16 protein-coding genes are annotated in these 17,482 nt (G+C 64.7%); 10 read left to right on the forward strand and 6 right to left on the reverse strand.

Annotated elements, in window-relative coordinates:
- From AC1DZ8_RS02825 to AC1DZ8_RS02840, 4 genes are read left to right on the forward strand one after another with little or no spacing between them, the layout of a single operon-like run.
- Nucleotides 1-1,080, forward strand: coding sequence for a Gfo/Idh/MocA family protein (locus AC1DZ8_RS02825; protein ID WP_477306496.1), 1,080 nt, complete (start codon nt 1-3; stop codon nt 1,078-1,080).
- Nucleotides 1,080-1,916, forward strand: coding sequence for a sugar phosphate isomerase/epimerase family protein (locus AC1DZ8_RS02830; RefSeq protein WP_477306498.1), 837 nt, complete (start codon nt 1,080-1,082; stop codon nt 1,914-1,916). The genes AC1DZ8_RS02825 and AC1DZ8_RS02830 overlap by 1 nt, the downstream gene beginning before the upstream one ends.
- Nucleotides 1,913-2,716 carry an alpha/beta fold hydrolase gene (locus AC1DZ8_RS02835; RefSeq protein ID WP_477306500.1) on the forward strand — a complete coding sequence of 268 codons (804 nt, stop codon included), beginning with the start codon at nt 1,913-1,915 and terminating at the stop codon, nt 2,714-2,716. The genes AC1DZ8_RS02830 and AC1DZ8_RS02835 overlap by 4 nt, the downstream gene beginning before the upstream one ends.
- Nucleotides 2,713-3,606, forward strand: a complete 894-nt coding sequence (locus AC1DZ8_RS02840; RefSeq protein WP_477306502.1) for an ROK family protein — start codon at nt 2,713-2,715, stop codon at nt 3,604-3,606. The genes AC1DZ8_RS02835 and AC1DZ8_RS02840 overlap by 4 nt, the downstream gene beginning before the upstream one ends.
- Before the next feature lie 25 nt (nt 3,607-3,631).
- Here the strand turns inward: AC1DZ8_RS02840 and AC1DZ8_RS02845 are convergent, their stop codons facing one another.
- The 6 genes from AC1DZ8_RS02845 to AC1DZ8_RS02870 form a co-directional block, all read right to left on the reverse strand.
- Nucleotides 3,632-4,630, reverse strand: a complete 999-nt coding sequence (locus tag AC1DZ8_RS02845; RefSeq protein WP_477306504.1) for an ABC transporter ATP-binding protein — start codon at nt 4,628-4,630, stop codon at nt 3,632-3,634.
- Between the two features lie 15 nt (nt 4,631-4,645).
- A complete protein-coding gene (locus tag AC1DZ8_RS02850; RefSeq protein WP_477306506.1) occupies nt 4,646-5,707 on the reverse strand; it encodes a Gfo/Idh/MocA family protein in 1,062 nt (353 codons plus the stop codon).
- A complete protein-coding gene (locus AC1DZ8_RS02855; RefSeq protein ID WP_454575885.1) occupies nt 5,704-6,543 on the reverse strand; it encodes a carbohydrate ABC transporter permease in 840 nt (279 codons plus the stop codon). The genes AC1DZ8_RS02850 and AC1DZ8_RS02855 overlap by 4 nt, the downstream gene beginning before the upstream one ends.
- Nucleotides 6,544-6,770: 227 nt before the next feature.
- Entirely contained in the window at nt 6,771-7,700 is a 930-nt protein-coding gene (locus AC1DZ8_RS02860) for a carbohydrate ABC transporter permease (protein ID WP_477306508.1), read from the reverse strand.
- A 230-nt stretch (nt 7,701-7,930) separates the two neighbouring features.
- Complete coding sequence (locus tag AC1DZ8_RS02865; protein WP_477306510.1) at nt 7,931-9,190, reverse strand: ABC transporter substrate-binding protein; 1,260 nt, start codon at nt 9,188-9,190, stop codon at nt 7,931-7,933.
- A gap of 2 nt (nt 9,191-9,192) precedes the next feature.
- Nucleotides 9,193-10,149 (reverse strand): N-acetylmuramic acid 6-phosphate etherase, encoded by a 957-nt coding sequence (locus AC1DZ8_RS02870; RefSeq protein WP_477306512.1) that lies wholly within the window; start codon nt 10,147-10,149, stop codon nt 9,193-9,195.
- Nucleotides 10,150-10,347: 198 nt separating this feature from the next.
- On the opposite strand from AC1DZ8_RS02870, the gene AC1DZ8_RS02875 reads away from it, so the two are divergent.
- The 6 genes from AC1DZ8_RS02875 to AC1DZ8_RS02900 are packed head-to-tail and all read left to right on the forward strand — an operon-like array spanning nt 10,348 to nt 17,418.
- Nucleotides 10,348-11,226 carry a glucosamine kinase nucleotide-binding domain-containing protein gene (locus AC1DZ8_RS02875; protein WP_477400302.1) on the forward strand — a complete coding sequence of 293 codons (879 nt, stop codon included), beginning with the start codon at nt 10,348-10,350 and terminating at the stop codon, nt 11,224-11,226.
- Entirely contained in the window at nt 11,223-12,005 is a 783-nt protein-coding gene (locus AC1DZ8_RS02880; RefSeq protein ID WP_477306516.1) for a GntR family transcriptional regulator, read from the forward strand. Before AC1DZ8_RS02875 ends, AC1DZ8_RS02880 begins: the two co-directional genes overlap by 4 nt.
- Entirely contained in the window at nt 12,002-13,033 is a 1,032-nt protein-coding gene (locus tag AC1DZ8_RS02885) for an SIS domain-containing protein (RefSeq protein WP_477306518.1), read from the forward strand. The genes AC1DZ8_RS02880 and AC1DZ8_RS02885 overlap by 4 nt, the downstream gene beginning before the upstream one ends.
- A complete protein-coding gene (gene nagA, locus AC1DZ8_RS02890; RefSeq protein ID WP_477400303.1) occupies nt 13,030-14,205 on the forward strand; it encodes an N-acetylglucosamine-6-phosphate deacetylase in 1,176 nt (391 codons plus the stop codon). The genes AC1DZ8_RS02885 and nagA overlap by 4 nt, the downstream gene beginning before the upstream one ends.
- Nucleotides 14,206-14,214: 9 nt before the next feature.
- Complete coding sequence (locus AC1DZ8_RS02895; RefSeq protein ID WP_477400304.1) at nt 14,215-15,327, forward strand: NAD(P)/FAD-dependent oxidoreductase; 1,113 nt, start codon at nt 14,215-14,217, stop codon at nt 15,325-15,327.
- Nucleotides 15,328-15,384: 57 nt separating this feature from the next.
- Entirely contained in the window at nt 15,385-17,418 is a 2,034-nt protein-coding gene (locus AC1DZ8_RS02900) for an ABC transporter ATP-binding protein/permease (RefSeq protein ID WP_477306524.1), read from the forward strand.
- Nucleotides 17,419-17,482 lie beyond the last annotated feature (64 nt).

Genomic DNA, 17,482 nt, shown 5'->3' on the forward strand with positions numbered 1-17,482 from the left:
ATGCCTCGCAAAGACGAAAAGCGGCTGCGTGTCGGCGTGCTCGGCTGCGGCCCGATTGCGCAGGCGGCGCATTTCGAATCCTGCACCAAGGCGCGCAATGCAGATCTCTATGCCATCTGCGATGTCGCCGACGATCTGCGCGACAGGATGGCGGCGACCTACGCGCCCGAAAAATCCTATGCCGACTATGGCCAGATGCTGGCCGATCCTGACCTCGATGCCGTCATCATCGCGACATCGGACACGTTCCACGTGAAGGCAGCGGAACTGGCGCTCGATGCCGGCAAGCATGTGCTGTGCGAGAAGCCGCTGGGCGTCTCCGTCGAGGAAGTCGAAGGCTTGCGGGCTGCGCTCGACAGGAGCGGTAAGGTGCTTCAGGTCGGCCATATGAAGCGCTTCGATCCGGGCATCCAGGCGGCAAAGGCCTTCGTCGACGACGAGATGGGCGAGCGCCTGGCGTTCAAGGGCTGGTATTGTGACAGCACTCATCGCTACCCGATGACTGACGCGGTGCAGCCGCTGATCATCACCAGCGCCAAGGCGCGCAAGCCGTCGGTCAACCCCAAGGCGAACCTGCGCCAATACTACATGCTGGCGCATGGCAGCCATCTCCTCGACACGGCGCGCCATCTGTATGGCTCGATCGAGGCGGTCGAGGCCCGGCTCACCGAGCGTTACGGCGCCTATTGCTGGTTCGTCACCGCCATCTTCGCCGACGGTTCGGTCGGCCACCTCGACCTGACGGTCGCCGTGCGCATGGACTGGCACGAAGGGTTCCAGATCTACGGCCAGAACGGCAGCGTTCTCGCGAAGACCTATAACCCCTGGTACTACAAGAGCAGCGAGGTCGACATTTTCCGCGAGGCCGATGGCAGCTGGCATCGCACGCTTGGCGCGGACGGCCACTTCTATCGCCGCCAGATCGAAGGTTTTGCCGATGTGGTGCTGAATGGCGCGCCCATGGTTGGCGCCGGCATCGAGGACGGCATCGCATCGGTCAGGGGGATGGCGGCAATCGCCCGCTCCGCCGCTGCCGGCGGCCGCGCCGTCAACCTCGCCGATGTCGACGGGGTTGTCTGATGCAGCTTGGGATTTTCGCCAAGACCTTCGCCGCCACCGGCGCTCTGCCGGTGCTGCGCGCGGTGGCGGATGCCGGCTACCCGGCGGCACAGTTCAACATGGCGTGCCTTGGCTTGCCGTCGATGCCGGACAGCATCGAGCCCGATGTGGCTCGATCCGTCGCCGAGGCGAGCAGCCAGACCGGTGTTTCGATTGCGGCCGTGTCTGGAACCTACAACATGATCCACCCGGATCGCTCGGTTCGCGTGTCAGGTCTTGCCCGGCTTGAGGTGCTCGCGGCGTCATGCGCCGATATGGGCACAAGGCTGATTACGCTCTGCACCGGCACCAGGGATGCGCAGGATCAGTGGCGCTGGCACCCAGACAATGCCAGCGACGCCGCCTGGAGCGACCTCCGTGCGGAGATGGAAGCAGCGGTCGCGATTGCCGACCGCTTCGACATCGAGCTTGGCATCGAACCGGAACTCGCCAATGTCGTCTCCAGTGCGAAGGCGGCTCGCCGACTGCTCGACGAGATGAAGAGTGCGCGCCTGCGCATCGTGCTCGACCCGGCCAATCTGTTCGAAGTGGCTGACAAAGCCGAGCGTCATCGCCTGATCGACGAGGCTATTGATCTACTGGCCGCGGAGATCGGCATGGCCCACGCCAAGGATCGCCATGCCGATGGCAGTTTTGCCGCCGCAGGCCAGGGCGTCGTCGACTTTCCGCATTTCATCGGCCGCCTGAAAGCCGCCGGGTTTGATGGTCCTCTGATCACGCATGGCCTGACCGAGGCCGAGGCGCCTGGCGTCGGCGCCTTCCTTCGCAGCGTCCTCGAAGAAAGCGGAAAAGCGTGAAACAGACCTTCAGCCGCGACGGTGTCGACCTTGCCTATCGGGATGTCGGCACCGGCCTTCCCGTCATCTTCCAGCATGGGCTGGGCGGCGATGAGGCGCAGGTCGCCGACGTGTTTCCCGATCGGCCGCAGGCACGGCGCCTGACGCTGGAATGCCGGGGCCAGGGTGGCTCCGGCTACGGGCCGGTCGAGCGGCTTTCGATTGCAACGTTCGCTGAAGATGTCGAAGCGCTGGCCGACGATCTCGGCATCGGCCCGGCTGTTGTCGGCGGCATCTCGATGGGCGCAGCGCTGGCGCTGCGCCTGGCAGTGCACAGACCGGCGCGCGTGCGCGCGCTGGTACTCGCACGGCCTGCCTGGGTGTCCGAGTCGGCGCCGGCCAACATGAAGCCCTACGCCGTGGTCGGCGATCTCTTGATGCGCCACTCGCCCGAGCATGCCAGGCGTCTCTTCGATGAAAGCCCTGTATCAGCCGAACTGGCCAGGCTGGCGCCGGACAATCTCGCCAGCCTGCAAGGCTTCTTCACTCGCCCGGATCCGGTTCTGTTCGGCAGATTGCTGGTGGCAATCGCAGGCGATGGGCCCGGTGTGAGCGAGGCCGACATCCGTTCCATCGCGGTGCCGACCCTGGTCATCGGTCATGACCATGACCTCGTCCATCGCATGGCCGATGCGCAGGCACTGGCCGGGCTCATTCCGTCAGCCCGGCTTTGCACCATCACCGCCAAATCGCAGGATCGCGTAGCCTACCAGCGGGAGTTCCGCGCCTGTCTTTCGGAGTTTCTGGAAGCGCTCGCATGACCGATCAAACGACGGACGACACGATTGCCGTGGTCGAGATCGGCGGCACGTCGGTCAAGGTTGGCTTCGCCGACCACGGCAATCCGGTGGATTTCGCCCGCACCTATCCGACCTCACAATTGCGCCAGGGCGCGCCGGTGGCGGGACTGGCCGACGCCGTCATCGCAGCCTGCCGCGATGCCGGTCTCAAGCCGGTGCGCGTCGTTGCAACGGTACCGGGTTTCATCGACCGCGATTTCGACACGGTGCTGCATACGGCCAACATTCCCGAGCTGAATGGCATCCGGCTGGGCTCGGAACTGGCATCGCGGCTCGGCGTTCCCGTCAGGCTTGAACGCGACGTCGTGCTGCAATTGCTGGGCGAAAGCGTTGCCGGCGCGGTGAAGCAACAAAAGGAGGTGCTGGCGGTCTATCTCGGCACCGGCATCGGTGCGGCCTATCTCGGCAAGGATGGAATTTTCAGGGGTGGCGGCTGGGCGCTCGAAATCGGCCACATGCCGATCTACCGGCCCGACGAGAGCGGGCCGCCGAACCGGGTCGAGACCTATGCCTCGGGGGCAACGCTCGTCGACCTTGCAGCGGATTACGATATTCCGGTGGCCGAGCTGTTTTCGGCGACCGGGCAGCCGCCATCGCTGCGCGAATGGCTGGACGAGATCGTCTGGCAGCAAGCGGTGACCATCGCAACGGCGGCCGCTTTGTTTTCCCCGCAGACGATCCTGATCGGCGGCGGGATCGTCGACATGAAGTCCTATCCCCGCCTCACGCTCAAGCAGCGCGTCGCGGACAGCCTGCCGCACTCGCTTCTTGTCCAGCCCCTGGACATACGCTGGGCGGCCCTGGGCTGGCAGGCGGCCATTCACGGCGCGGTGCTGCTCGGCGCGGTCTGATCGCCGTGTTGCTGTCCGCAGCGGACTATTTGATCGTTTTCCCGTCCACGCCGAACCGATAGGTCTTCCCCGGCTCCGGCGTCGCGTAAAGCGTTGCACCGGGCTCGGCATCGTACACACCGAAAATGCGCACCGTGATCAGCCCGGCCTTCTCGCAGTCGAGATAGAGGTTGGTGTCGGCGCCGAGATGCTCGGCGTGGACGACCGTTCCCTTCCAGGCGCCGGACTTGGCGTCGACCGTCAGATGCTCCGGTCGCACACCAATGGTCTTGGCCGTCTCGCCCAGCCGCGCGCCGTCGATGAAATTCATCTTCGGCGAGCCGATGAAGCCGGCGACAAACTCGTTTGCCGGCGAATTGTAGAGCTCCATCGGGCCGCCGATCTGCTCGATGCGGCCGGCATTGAGCACCACAATCTTGTCGGCCAGCGTCATCGCCTCGACCTGGTCGTGGGTGACGTAGATCATCGTTGCCTTCAGCCGACGGTGCAGCTGCGCGATCTCCAGCCGCGTGTTGACGCGCAACGCGGCATCGAGGTTGGACAGCGGCTCGTCGAACAGGAACAGTTTTGGTTCGCGCACCACGGCGCGGCCGATGGCGACGCGCTGGCGCTGACCGCCGGAGAGCTCCGCCGGTCGCCGCTCGAGATAAGGCTCCAGCGACAGCATCGACGAGGCGATGCCGATGCGGCGATCGATCTCGGCTGCTGGTGTGCCGGCCTGTTTCAGGCCAAGGCCCATATTGTTCTTCACCGTCAAATGCGGGTAGAGCGCGTAGGTCTGGAACACCATGGCGATGCCGCGTTTGGCGGGTGGCGTGGCCGAAACATCGGCGCCATCGATCACTACCCGGCCCGAGGTTGAATCTTCCAGCCCGGCAATGACCCGCAGCAAAGTCGACTTGCCACAGCCCGACGGGCCGACGAAGACGACGAACTCGCCATCCGTCACTTCGAGGTTGATGCCCTTCAGCACCTCGACAGGCCCGAAAGCCTTCTTCACATTCTCGATTACCAGCGAGCCCACGGCTTCGTCCTTGTTCTAGAGTTTGACGGCGGCGCCGCTGCGCACGCTCTCATCGGCGGCAAGGCAGACGGCGAGCGATTTTACGGCGTCGTCCATGTGGCGGGTCAGGTCGATGTCTTCCCGGATCGCCTTCAGCACAAAGGCCTGTTCGAGGTCGCAGAGATCCTGGTGGCCGGGTTCGCCTTCCATTGACAGCATTTCGTCCGGCCTGGCGAATTTGCCGTCCGATCCGGTCGCCGCACTGTGCAGCCGGATCGTCGAGGTCTTGGTGTGGGTGTCGATGTCGTCGGACTTCACGCCTTCCTTCATGACGATCGACACGCAGCCATTGGGCGAAATCACATCCTTCACGAAAAACGCCGTCTCCGAAATCATCGGCCCCCAGGCGGCCTCGTACCAGCCGACCGAACCGTCATCGAACAGCACCTGCAGATGACCGTAATTGTACATGGTCGGCGCGATCTCCTCGGTCAGCCGCAGCCCCATGCCGCGCACCTCGACCGGTTTGGCGTCGGTGATCTGCAGCATCACGTCGAGATAGTGCACGCCGCAATCGACGATCGGCGACGTCGTCTGCATCAACTGCTTGTGCGTCTGCCAGGTGGGGCCCGACGACTGCTGGTTGAGGTTCATGCGAAACACGTAAGGGCCGCCGAGCTTGCGCGCCTCGGCAATCAGCCGGACCCAGGACGGGTGATGGCGCAGGATGTAGCCGATCACCAGCTTCTTGCCGTTGGCCTTGGCCGCGGCGACGACGCGCTTGGCGTCGGCAACCGTCGTCGCCAGCGGCTTCTCGACAAAGACATGGCAGCCGGCTTCGAATGCCTTCACCGCATAGTCGGCATGGCTGTCGGAATAGGTGGCGATGCAGGCAACATCGGGTTTTTCCTCGCGCAATGCGTCGTCGAAGGAACGCCTGATGCCATAGCCCGATAGCCCTTCCGGCAGCGGCACGTCTGAGCGGTTGATCAGTGCGGCGATCTCGAAGTCCGGATTGGTGTGATAGGCCAGCGCATGGCTGCGGCCCATATTGCCAAGGCCAGCGACGACGACGCGAAGAGGTCTTTCTAAACTCACTTGACGGCTCCGGAAGTGATGCCGCGGATCAGCTGCCGCGAGAAGATGACGTAGAGGATTAGCACCGGCATGATCGCCAGCGAGAGCGCTGCCAGGATGGCGTTCCAGTTGGTGACGAACTGGCCAAGAAACAGCTGCGCGCCGAGCGTCACCGTCTTGGTCTCTTCCGACGGGGCCAGGATCAGCGGGAACCACAGATCGTTCCAGATCGGGATCATGGTGAAGACGGCGACCGTCGCCATCGAGGGCCGCACCAGCGGCAGCACCAGCCGGAAGAAGATGGTGTATTCCGACAGCCCGTCGATGCGACCGGCATTCTTCAGATCGTCGGACACCTGCTTCATGAATTCCGACAGGATGAACACGGCCAGCGGCAGGCCTTGCGCGGTGTAGACCAGGATCAGCGCCGTCAGCGTGTTGACCAGCCCGCTCGCCACCATCAATTGCAGGATGGCGACGGTGCCGAGCCGGATCGGGATCATGATGCCGAGCGCGAGATAAAGCCCCATCAGCGTGTTGCCGCGGAAGCGGTATTCCGACAGCGCGAATGCCGCCATGGCGCCGAATAGAAGCACGAAGAACAGCGAGGCGACGGTAACGACGAGACTGTTCTGGAAATAGTGGATGAAGTCGCCCTGGCCGATCACCGTATTGTAGCCGATCAGGTCGAAGGTCTTCGGCGTCGGCGGCGTCAGCGGCTCGCTGAAGATGCCGGCGCGGGATTTGAACGAATTCATGATGACCAGGATCACCGGGAACAGCGCGATAACCGTGTAGGTCAGCAGGATAGCGTGGGCGCCGATGGTGCGGGGCAGCGAACGGGTAGCAGTGCTCATTGGACGGTCTCCTGACGAGCCAACGCAGGTGAGGTTGGCGCCAGGGCACCCCCCTCTGTGCTGCCGGACATCTCCCCCTCAAGGGGGGAGATTGGCAGCATTGACCCTGCCGTCCACCTTGCAACGTTGGTGGTTGGCGAAAGCATTCGCGACATCTGATCTCCCCCCTTGAGGGGGAGATGCCTGGCAAGGCAGAGGGGGGTGTTCAAGCTCGACATCTCCGTCCCTCAGAACTGGTAGCGACGCAGGCGCGTCTGGACGAGGAACAGGTAGACGCAGACGCCGCCAAGGATGATCAGGAACATCATCGTGGCGATCGCCGCCCCCATATTGGGATCGCCGACCTGCAGCTGGAAGCCGAAGAAGGCGCGGTAGAGGAAGGTGCCCAGAATATCGGTCGAATAGTTCGGCCCGGCGAGCGCGCCTTGCGCGGTGTAGATCAGGTCGAAGGCGTTGAAATTGCCGACGAAGGTCAGGATCGAGATGATGCCGATCGACGGCAGGATCAGCGGCAGCTTGATCTTCCAGAACTGCGACATGCCGGTAATGCCGTCGCATTCGGCGGCTTCGATCACCTCTTCGGGGATCGACAGCAACGCTGCATAGATCAGCATCATCGGGATGCCGATGAACTGCCACACCGAGATCAGGCTGAGCGCGGTCAGCGCGTATTGTTCCTTGCCAAGCCATGGCGTGAAGAAGCTTTTCAGGCCGATCAGGTCCATCAGATGCGGCGCCACACCCCACAGCGGCGACAGGATCAGCTTCCAGGCGAAGCCGACGATGACAAAGGACAGGATGGTCGGCACGAAGATCGCCGTGCGGTAGAAGGCGGCGAACCTCAGCCTAGGGCTGGACAGCAATGCTGCGAGCATGACGCCGATCGGGTTCTGCACCAGCATGTGGATGATGAAGAACCAGACGTTGTTCCGCAGCGCGTTCCAGAAATTGACCGACCAGTTGGGGTCGCCGAACAAAGTGCGGAAATTCTCGAAGCCGACGAAGACCTGGTGCTGCTCGATGTTGCGGAACAGCGACAGCTGCAGCGTGCCGGCCAGCGGCAGGATCATGATCGCCGTATAAACCAGCAGGGCCGGCGCCAGGAAGACGCCGATATGCCAGCGGAACGGTCGTTTCGGTCGTGTTTCTGCGGCCATGAGTGCGGTCCCCGCCGTCTCTCGGTTCCAAAAGGGTGTCAATGCCAGATGATGCCTCGATGCACGGCCCCGATGTCCTTGCCCCGGCATGGGCAGGACGAAGGCCTGCGACTGGTCAGCTAGCCTTTCCCCACAAGACAAGAGGGTAAGGCCGAGAGGCAGTGCCGACAATCGCAATCTGTAAGTGAAGGCCGGCCGGGCGTGCGCCCGGCCGGTCTGTCTCTGAGCTCTTACTTGCCCGGCTTGTACCAGCTGTCGAGGCCGTCCTGCAGCTTCTTGGCAGCAGCTTCCGGCGTATCGGTGCCGTTGATGACGTTGGCCGATTCAACCCACGTCTCGTTTTCCAGGTTCGGCGTGCCGCGCGACAGGATCTGGTAGGTCGAGCGGATCGTCGACTTGCACTTGTCGCGCCAGGAGACGAATTCCTGCGCCAGCGGGTCTTCCATCTTCACCGGGTTGGAGTTCAGGCTGAAGAAGCCCGGCAGTGCGTTGGCGTAGATGGTGGCGAAGTCCGGCGAAGCGACCCAGGACAGGAAGGTCTTGGCCGCATCGGCATTCTTCGACGCTGCATTCAGGCCCATGCCGATATCGGTATGGTCGGAGATGTAGCAGGTGTCGCCGGCCTTCTCGACCGGCGGCGGGAAGGCGCCCATCTTGAACTGCGCCTGGGTGTTGAACAGGCCGATCTCCCACGAGCCGGCCGGGTAGATGGCGGCGCGGCCGAGCGTGAACAGGTTCTGGCTGTCCGGGTAGGTCTGGGCTTCGAAGCCGTCGCCGAGGTAGGGCTTCCACTTGGCCAGTTCGGCATAGGGCGCGACCCAGTCGGCGTCGGTCAGCTTCTGCTCGCCCTTGATGAGGGCTGCGCGGCCGTCTTCGCCCTTCCAGTAGTTCGGGCCGATGTTCTGGTAGCCCATGGTCGCGGCTTCCCACAGATCCTTGGTGCCCATCGCCATCGGGATGTAGGTACCGTCGGCCTTGATCTTGTCGAGCGCGGCGAAGAATTCGTCACGCGTCGTCGGCACCTTGATGCCGAGCTTGTCGAAGGCGTCCTTGTTGTAGATGAAGCCGTGGATGACCGAGGCCATCGGCACGCAGAAGCTGGCCTTGCCGTCGTCGGTCTGCCAGGCGGCCTTGGCGACAGGCGAGAAGTTTTCCATGCCGGGCAGCGCCGACAGGTCGGCGAGGTTGCCCTTCTTGAACAGTTCGAGCGACTTGTCGAACGGGCGGCAGGTGATCAGGTCGCCAGCCGAGCCTGCAGCGAGCTTGGCGCCGAGTGCGGCGTCATATTCGGTCGGGGCCGACGGTGCGAACACCACCTTGATGCCCGGGTTCTTGGCTTCGAAGGCGGGGATCAGCTTGTCCTTCCAGATGGTGAGGTCGTCGCCGCGCCAGCTTTCGATGTTGAGGGTAACGTCAGCGGCGTGAGCCAGCCCGGCGGTGCCGAGAATGCTGGTGCCGAGAAGCAGTGCCGTCAGTAGTTTCGTTGTCATGCTTAGTCTCCCTGTTGACCTTTTTCAGGTTCGGTTTTGAGAACAGGGGCCTTCGCGCCCTTGTTCCCCTCGATCGCGGAAAGGGCTGGCCTGAGCTTCTGGCCGGTCCTTTCCAGTATCTTCTCGGCCACATCGGCGTTGGCGGCGCCGGCGGCGAGCAGAATGGCGGTTTTGACAACGCCGCCGCTCTCTTCGAGCAGGCGCGCGGCATCTTGCCTGTCGTGGCCGCTGATGGCGGCGACGATGCGGGCCGCGCGGTCGCGCAGCTTGATGTTGTCGGCGGTGAGATTGACCATGTAGCCGTCATGGACATGGCCGAGATGGATGGCGGTCAGCGTCGACAGCATGTTGAGCGCGATCTTCTGCGCGGTGCCGGCGCCCATGCGCGTCGAGCCGGCAATCACTTCCGGCGGCGTCTCCAGCAAGATGGCAACGTCGGCCAGCTTCAGAAGCGGCGTGTCCTTGTTGTTGGCAATGGCGATGGTCGCCGCGCCCCGGTCGCGCGCATCCTTCAGCGCCTGGACCGCATAGGGCGTGGAGCCGCTGGCCGAAATCGCGATCAGGCAGTCGCCCTTGCCGATGCCCGCGCCGGCAACAGCCGCCGAGGCCTCATCTGTGTCGTCCTCGGGTCCGCCGGCCAATGTCTTGAAGGCCTCGTCGCCACCGGCGATCAGGATGACGATGCGCTCGCGCTTGATGCCGAACGTGCCGGGCAATTCCAGCGCGTCGGCCAGCGCCATCAGGCCGGAGCTGCCGGCCGCCGCATAGGCGAGCTTGCCGCCGCCGTTCAGCCGGCCGGCGATGATCTCGGCTGCGGCAGCGATGGCGGGAATGGCGTCGCGGACGGCCTTGGCGGCCTCGATCTGTGCATTGGCGAGCGAAGAAAGGATGGTGTCCGGGGCCTGGATGTCCAGTCCCTCGGCATTCCTGTGAAGCGCTTCGGTGCGCGGTTCGGCCATCCCTGTCCCTCCGACAGATGAACAATACCAAAAAAATACCACTTGTCCACACGCATTAACGGATTTGGGTGCCAGAAATCACTGAGCCGACGAAATGCCTAGGTTTTTCAATAAAATACGCCTTAATCTTTTTGAAACGGAAATTAATCCTTGGCTATTGGTATTTTATTGGTATTATCCGCCCCGAGGAGAAATCGCGTGAATTTCGTGCTCGGTATCGATGGCGGCGGCACCAGCTGCAGGGCAGCCCTTGCGACAGGCGATGGCGCTGTCATTGGCCGCGCCAAAAGCGGCGCCGCCAACATTCGCACCGATCTCACCGGCGCCCGCACTCATATTGTCGAGTCGGCGCGCCAAGCCTTCATCGCTGCAGGCCAGAATCCGGACCTGATCCCGCAGACCCCAGCCATTCTCGGCCTCGCCGGCGCCAATGTCGGCACCTACCGGCAGCAGCTCGAAGCGATCCTGCCGTTCAGCATCAGCCGCGTCGAGACCGACGCCGAGATCGCGCTGGAAGGCGCAGTCGGCTCCGGTGACGGCGCCATGGCCATTCTCGGCACCGGCACCGCCTATATGGCGCGCAAGGGCGGGGTATCGCGGGCCATTGGCGGCTGGGGGTTCCAGGTCGGCGACCAGGGCAGCGGCGCCCGCATCGGCCGCGATCTGCTCGAACAGACGCTGCTTGCCCATGACGGTGTCCGCCCGCGCTCAGCCCTGACCGACAGCATGATGGCCACCTTCCGCAACAATCCCGAAGACGTGGTCGAGTTCACCACCAATGCCAAGCCCGGCGATTTCGGCGGCTTCGCGCCCAAAGTGTTCGAGCATGCCGAGAAGGGCGACGCCGTCGCCAACTRGATCGTCGACAAGGCGGTCGCCGATGTCGAGGCATCGCTTGGCGCGCTCGACCTCTCGCAAAACGCGCCGCTCTGCCTGCTCGGCGGGCTGGCGCCGCTTTATGCGCCACGCCTTTCGCAGCGCTATCAGGCGTTGCTCAAGGCGCCGCTCGACGATGCGTTGGGCGGCGCTGTGCAGATGGCGGCCCGCATCTTCGCCAAAGCGGAGGCGGCTCGATGAGCGAGGCCGCCGACCAGATCTTCGCCACGCTGAAGCAATCGTCGCAGAGCGGCGCGCCGCTCTATCTGCAGCTGAGGAAAAGCATCGAGGACGCCGTCAATCGCGGCCTGATCGGGCCGGGCGACGCGCTGCCTTCCGAGCGCGACATCGCGACCAAGGCCGACATTTCGCGCGTCACCGTGCGCAAGGCGGTGCAGGACCTGGTCAAGGGCGGCATCCTCGTCCAGCGCCACGGCTCCGGCACCTTCGTCGCGCCACGCATGGAGCGCGTCGAGCAGTCGCTGTCGCAGCTCACCTCCTTCACCGAGGACATGGCGCGGCGCGGCATGGCCGTGCGTTCGGCCTGGCTTGACCGCGGACTGTACGCGCCCTCGCCCGACGAGATGATGGTGCTCGGCCTGTCGTCGAGCGAGCTGGTGGCGCGTGTGTCGCGCCTGCGCATCGCCAACGACACGCCGCTGGCCATCGAGCGCGCCTCGCTGTCGGCCAGCGTGCTGCCGGATCCGGCAGGAATAGGCTCGTCGCTCTACGCGGCGCTGGAATTGACCGGCAACCGGCCGGTGCGGGCGGTGCAGCGCATTTCCGCCGCCAATCTCGGCGACGCCGACGCGCGTCTGCTCGAAGTGCCGCCGGGTATTGCCGGCCTGCACATCGAACGCATTTCCTATCTGGCGAGCGGCAAGGTGATCGAATTCACCCGCTCCATCTACCGGGGCGACGCCTATGATTTCGTCGCCGAATTGCGCCTGACAGGGCCGAGCGAAGAGGGCCGACCATGATCCCCAACACCACCCATATGCGGCGCGAGATCGACGAAATTCCGCAAGCCGTCGCGCGCCTGCTCGACGGCTCGGCGGCAGTGCTGACCGAGGCGGGGCGCGGCATTCGCGAGCGCGATCCGAGCTTCGTCGTCACCGTCGCGCGCGGCTCGTCCGACCATGCCGCCACCTTCATGAAATATGCCGTCGAACTGACCGCCGGTCTGGCCGTTGCATCGGTCGGCCCGTCGATCGCCTCGATCTACGGCGCCAAGCTCAAGCTCGCCGGTTCGGCTTGCCTCGCCATCTCACAATCGGGCAAGAGCCCCGACATCGTCGCCATGGCCGAAACGGCGCGGGCCGGCGGATCGCTCACCGTTGCCATCACCAACACCGCCGACTCGCCGCTGGCGCGCGCCTCGGATTTCGCCATCGACATCCTGGCCGGGCCCGAGCGCAGCGTGGCGGCGACGAAAACCTTCGTCAATTCGGCGGTCGCCGGGCTGGCGCTGATGGCGCATTGCACAGGCGACGACAAGCTGCTGGCCGCGCTTGCCCGTTTGCCAGAACATTTCAGCAAGGCGATCGCTTGCGACTGGATGGCGCTGGCCGGCGCATTGGAGACGCCGCAGTCGCTGTTCATTCTCGGCCGCGGCCCATCCGCGGCGATGGCCAACGAGGCGGCGCTGAAATTCAAGGAGACCTGCGGCATGCATGCCGAGGCCTATAGCGCCGCCGAAGTCATGCACGGCCCGCTGGCGCTGGTCGGTCCGGGCTTCCCGGTGCTGGCGCTGGCCGCCCGCGACGCCTCGGAACCGTCCGTGGCCGAGGCCGCCGACAACCTTGCCGGCAAGGGTGCTGCGGTTTTTGTAACCTCGGACAAAGCCAAGAGCGCCGCACTGCTGCCGCATGTCGCCACCGGTCATCCCTTGACCGACCCGCTGACGCTGATCGTATCCTTCTACGGCTTCGTCGAGGCCTTCGCCCGCCATCGCGGCCTCGATCCGGATGTGCCGCGCAATCTGCGCAAGGTGACGGAAACCGTATGAACGACCGTTTTGCCCTGACTGGAGCCCGGATTTTCGACGGCGACGACTGGCATGACGATGCCGCCCTCGTCGTGCAGGGTGATGTGGTCGAAGGCATTCATCCCGTCGGCGCCATTCCGCCGGGCGTTGTCCGGGTCGACACTGGCGGTGGCCTGCTTGCGCCGGGCTTTGTCGACCTGCAGGTCAATGGCGGCGGCGGCGTCATGCTCAACGATCATCCCGATGTCGCTTCGCTTGCAACCATTTGTCGGGCGCACGCACCGTTCGGCACCACGGCGCTGCTGCCGACGCTGATCACCGATACGCCCGCAATCACCGCCGCGGCCATTGCCGCCGGCGCTGAAGCGGCACGGCAGAAGCTGCCGGGTTTTTTGGGCCTGCATCTTGAAGGCCCGCATCTCTCCGTCGCGCGCAAGGGCGCGCATGACCCGGCGCTGATCCGGCCGATGACAGATGCCGATCAGGCTGCCCTGATCGCAGCGCGCAAAAATCTGCCGGTGCTGCTGACGACGATCGCGCCCGAATCCGTCGCGCCCGCCCGCGTCGCCGCACTCGCCAAGGCCGGCATCGTCGTCAGCCTCGGCCACTCCGACACCGGCTACGCTACGGCCAAAGCCTTTGCAGAAGCCGGCGCCAGTGTAGTCACCCACCTGTTCAACGCCATGAGCCAGATCGGCAACCGCGAGCCAGGACTGGCGGGTGCGGCCATCGACATAGGCGGCTTCTCAGCTGGCATCATCGCCGACGGCATCCATGTCGATCCCGCCACCATGGCAATCGCGCTGCGCGCCAAGCAGGGGCCGGGCAGGATCGTGCTGGTCACCGACGCCATGGCCACGATCGGCACCGACATGACCTCGTTCACCCTCAACGGCCGCATCATCTACCGCAAGGACGGCAGCCTGCGGCTGGCCGACGGCACGCTGGCCGGAGCCGATCTCGATATGATCTCGGCCGTCCGCTATGTGCATCGGGTTGTCGGGCTGGACCTGTCGGAAGCCTTGCGCATGGCCTCGCTCTTTCCGGCGCAAGCAGTCGGTCAGGCGCACCGGCTCGGCCGCTTCGCCAACGGCACCGCGGCCGATATCGTCGCCCTGTCAGACAACCTCGACGTCCAAGGCGTGTGGATCGGCGGCGACAGGGTTTTTGCAGGCAGCAACGGTTCACACTAAAGTCCACCCATGCATGATGTCGATTGTGTCGTCGCCGGGGCAGGTGTTGTCGGCCTCGCCATCGCCCGTGCGCTGGCGCTGGCGGGCCGCGAAGTGCTGGTGGTCGAGAAGGCCGCAGCCATCGGCACAGGCACCAGTTCGCGTAACTCGGAAGTCATCCATGCCGGGCTCCACTATGCGCCGGGCAGCCTTAAAGCCCGCCTCTGCGTCGCGGGTCGCGAGTTGCTCTATGCCTACTGCCGCGAGCACGACGTCGCCCACCGGCGCACCGGCAAGCTGATCGTCGCCGTCGAACCCGACCAGTTGGAAAGGCTGCAGGCGATCCAGACCAACGCGGCGCAATGCGGAGTGGGCGACCTCACCCTTTTGACGCGCGACGAGGCCGAAAATCTCGAACCGGCGCTGACCTGCGCCGGCGCGCTGCTGTCGCCGTCGACCGGCATTGTCGACAGCCAGGCGCTGATGCTGTCGTTGCGCGGCGGCGCCGAGGCCGCCGGCGCCTCCATAGCCTTGCTCACCACGGTCGTCAGCGCAGCCGTCGAAACCGATGGGATCCGGATCGACACGCGCGACGCCAATGGTGAGAAGTTCCGCCTCAAAGCCGGCGCCTTCGTCAACGCCGCCGGCCTCGACGCCCAGGCATTGGCCAGACGCATCGAAGGCTTTCCGCAAGACCTTGTACCGCCGCTATGGCTGGCGCGCGGCAATTACTTCGCGCTGTCCGGGAGCTCACCCTTTTCACGGCTGATCTATCCGGTGCCCGTCCACGGCGGCCTTGGAGTGCACCTGACCCTCGATATGTCCGGCAGCGCTCGCTTTGGTCCAGATGTCGAATGGATCGATCGCGTCGACTATACCGTCGACCCAGGCCGAAGCGCTGCCTTCTATGAGGAGATCCGGCGCTACTGGCCCGGTCTTGCCGACGGCGCGTTGCAGCCCGCCTATGCCGGCGTCCGGCCAAAACTATCCGGTCCAGGCCAGCCGGCAGCCGACTTCATCGTCCAAGGGCCTGCCGACCATGCCGCCGGGCAAATCGTCAACCTGTTCGGCATCGAGAGCCCTGGTCTGACGGCAAGCCTGGCGATCGCCGAGCATGTCGTGGAGCTGCTCGGTCTGGAATGACGGGGCTGGTGCCATCTCCCATGAAACCTTTTGATTTTGAGGCCGTTGTCGGAGCGTATGTCCGAGGCGAAACCCAAATCGAAACCGACCGACGGCATCAGACCGCGCGATGCCGCGAAGCCGCGCCGGGAAAAGCCGCCCCGGCAAACGCGCGAAGGTAGGTCGCGGGACCAGGAAGCATCGACCGCCGAGGCAGCGTCCGAGCCCGTCGGCGAGGCCGCGCCGCCGCCTGAAGCTATCGAACCCGATCCGCAGCTGACGCCCGAAGAGGCCGAGCAGGCGCGCAAGAAATACCTGCTGCGGCGTTTCTGGATCAGCGCGCGCGGCTACTGGAGCCGGCGCGGCGATCGGCTCGCCTGGCCATTCACGATCGGAGTGCTGCTGCTGATCTGCATCAACATCGGTTTCCAGTATGGCATCAATGTCTGGAACCGCTCGATGTTCGATGCCCTCGAGCAGCGCAACGCCCGCACAGTCTATTTCCTCAGCGCCGTATTCGTGCCGCTGGTGATCTGCAGCGGCAGCCTTGTCGTCGCGCAGGTCTACCTGCGCATGACGATCCAGCGCCGCTGGCGTTCCTGGCTGACCACCGGGGTCGTCGCGCGCTGGCTGGCAAACGGCCGCTACTACCAGCTGAACCTCGTGGGCGGCGACCACCAGAACCCCGAGGCCCGCATGACCGACGATCTGCGCATCGCCACCGAGTCGCCGGTCGATTTCGTCGCCGGCGTCCTCAACGCGTTCCTGTCGGCCTCGACCTTCATCGTCGTGCTGTGGACCATCGGCGGCGCGCTCACCCTGCCGATCGGCGGCGAGAGCATCACCATTCCCGGCTTCCTGGTCATCACCGCGATCATCTATGCCGCCATCACCTCGACCTCGATGGTGGTCATCGGCCGCAATTTCGTCCAGCTCTCCGAGCGGAAGAACCAGGCGGAGGCCGAACTGCGCTACACGCTGACGCGCGTGCGCGAAAACGGCGAGAGCATCGCCTTGCTGGGCGGCGAGGAGGAGGAGCGCGGCGGCATCGACAGGAACTTCGGCCATGTGCTGAGGCAATGGGCGCTGCTGACCGGACAGCACATGCGCACGGCGGCGGTGTCGCAGGGATCGAGCCTGTTTGCGCCGGTCGTGCCGATCCTGCTGTGCGCGCCAAAATTCCTCGAAGGCTCGATGACGCTTGGCGAGGTGATGCAGGCAGCGTCTGCCTTTGGCATCGTGCAAGGCGCGTTCGGCTGGCTGGTCGACAACTATCCGCGTCTCGCCGACTGGAACGCCTCCGCGCGGCGCATTGCCTCGCTGATGATGTCGCTCGACGGGCTCGAGCGCGCCGAGCAGAGCGATGCGCTAGGACGCATCAACCGGGGCGAAACCGAAGACGGCGCCATGCTCAGCCTCGACAATCTTTCCGTAACACTCGACGACGGCACCTCCGTGGTCAAGGAAACCGAGGTCGTGATCGAGCCGGGCGAGCGGGTGCTGGTGGCTGGCGAATCTGGTTCAGGCAAGTCGACGCTGGTGCGGGCCGTCGCGGGCCTGTGGCCATGGGGCGGCGGCAGCGTCAATTTCCACGCCGACAGGCGCCTGTTCATGCTGCCGCAACGCCCCTACATCCCCACCGGCACGCTTCGCCGCGCCGTCGCCTATCCCGCGGCGGCGGACAAGTGGACGATCAAGCAGATCAAGGTTGCCCTCGACAAGGTCGGTCTCGCTTATCTCGCCGACAGGATCAAGGAAGAAGCGCCATGGGACCAGACGCTGTCGGGCGGTGAGAAGCAACGCCTCGCCTTCGCACGCCTGCTGCTGCATCGCCCCGATATCGTGGTGTTGGATGAAGCGACCTCGGCGCTCGACGAGAAGAGTCAGGACACAATGATGAAAACGCTGATCCGCGAATTGCCTGAGGTCACTATCGTCAGCGTGGCGCACCGCGCCGAGTTGGAAGCCTTCCATAGTCGCAAGATCACCCTGGAAAGGCGCGAGGGCGGCGCCAAGCTTGTCAGCGATGTCGACCTCGTCCCGCGCAAGCGCAAACGCAGCTTGCTGAACCGCGCCCTGTGGGGCTCCGGCACCGCAAAGCCGCGCCGATAGGGAGGGCTCTGCCGAACCGCGAACAGGTGGTCAGGCGAAGTGTCCGAAGTTCAGGTGGTTAGCC

The organism is Mesorhizobium sp. P2_F7 (genome assembly GCF_056403695.1).

Coding starts and splice junctions, on each gene's coding strand:
- AC1DZ8_RS02865 (WP_477306510.1), bottom strand. CDS start 9,190: ATGACAACGAAACTACTGACGGCACTGCTTCTCGGCACCAGCATTCTC.
- AC1DZ8_RS02895 (WP_477400304.1), top strand. CDS start 14,215: ATGCATGATGTCGATTGTGTCGTCGCCGGGGCAGGTGTTGTCGGCCTC.
- AC1DZ8_RS02825 (WP_477306496.1), top strand. CDS start 1: ATGCCTCGCAAAGACGAAAAGCGGCTGCGTGTCGGCGTGCTCGGCTGC.
- AC1DZ8_RS02830 (WP_477306498.1), top strand. CDS start 1,080: ATGCAGCTTGGGATTTTCGCCAAGACCTTCGCCGCCACCGGCGCTCTG.
- AC1DZ8_RS02900 (WP_477306524.1), top strand. CDS start 15,385: ATGTCCGAGGCGAAACCCAAATCGAAACCGACCGACGGCATCAGACCG.
- AC1DZ8_RS02880 (WP_477306516.1), top strand. CDS start 11,223: ATGAGCGAGGCCGCCGACCAGATCTTCGCCACGCTGAAGCAATCGTCG.
- AC1DZ8_RS02855 (WP_454575885.1), bottom strand. CDS start 6,543: ATGAGCACTGCTACCCGTTCGCTGCCCCGCACCATCGGCGCCCACGCT.
- AC1DZ8_RS02885 (WP_477306518.1), top strand. CDS start 12,002: ATGATCCCCAACACCACCCATATGCGGCGCGAGATCGACGAAATTCCG.
- AC1DZ8_RS02870 (WP_477306512.1), bottom strand. CDS start 10,149: ATGGCCGAACCGCGCACCGAAGCGCTTCACAGGAATGCCGAGGGACTG.
- nagA (WP_477400303.1), top strand. CDS start 13,030: ATGAACGACCGTTTTGCCCTGACTGGAGCCCGGATTTTCGACGGCGAC.
- AC1DZ8_RS02860 (WP_477306508.1), bottom strand. CDS start 7,700: ATGGCCGCAGAAACACGACCGAAACGACCGTTCCGCTGGCATATCGGC.
- AC1DZ8_RS02840 (WP_477306502.1), top strand. CDS start 2,713: ATGACCGATCAAACGACGGACGACACGATTGCCGTGGTCGAGATCGGC.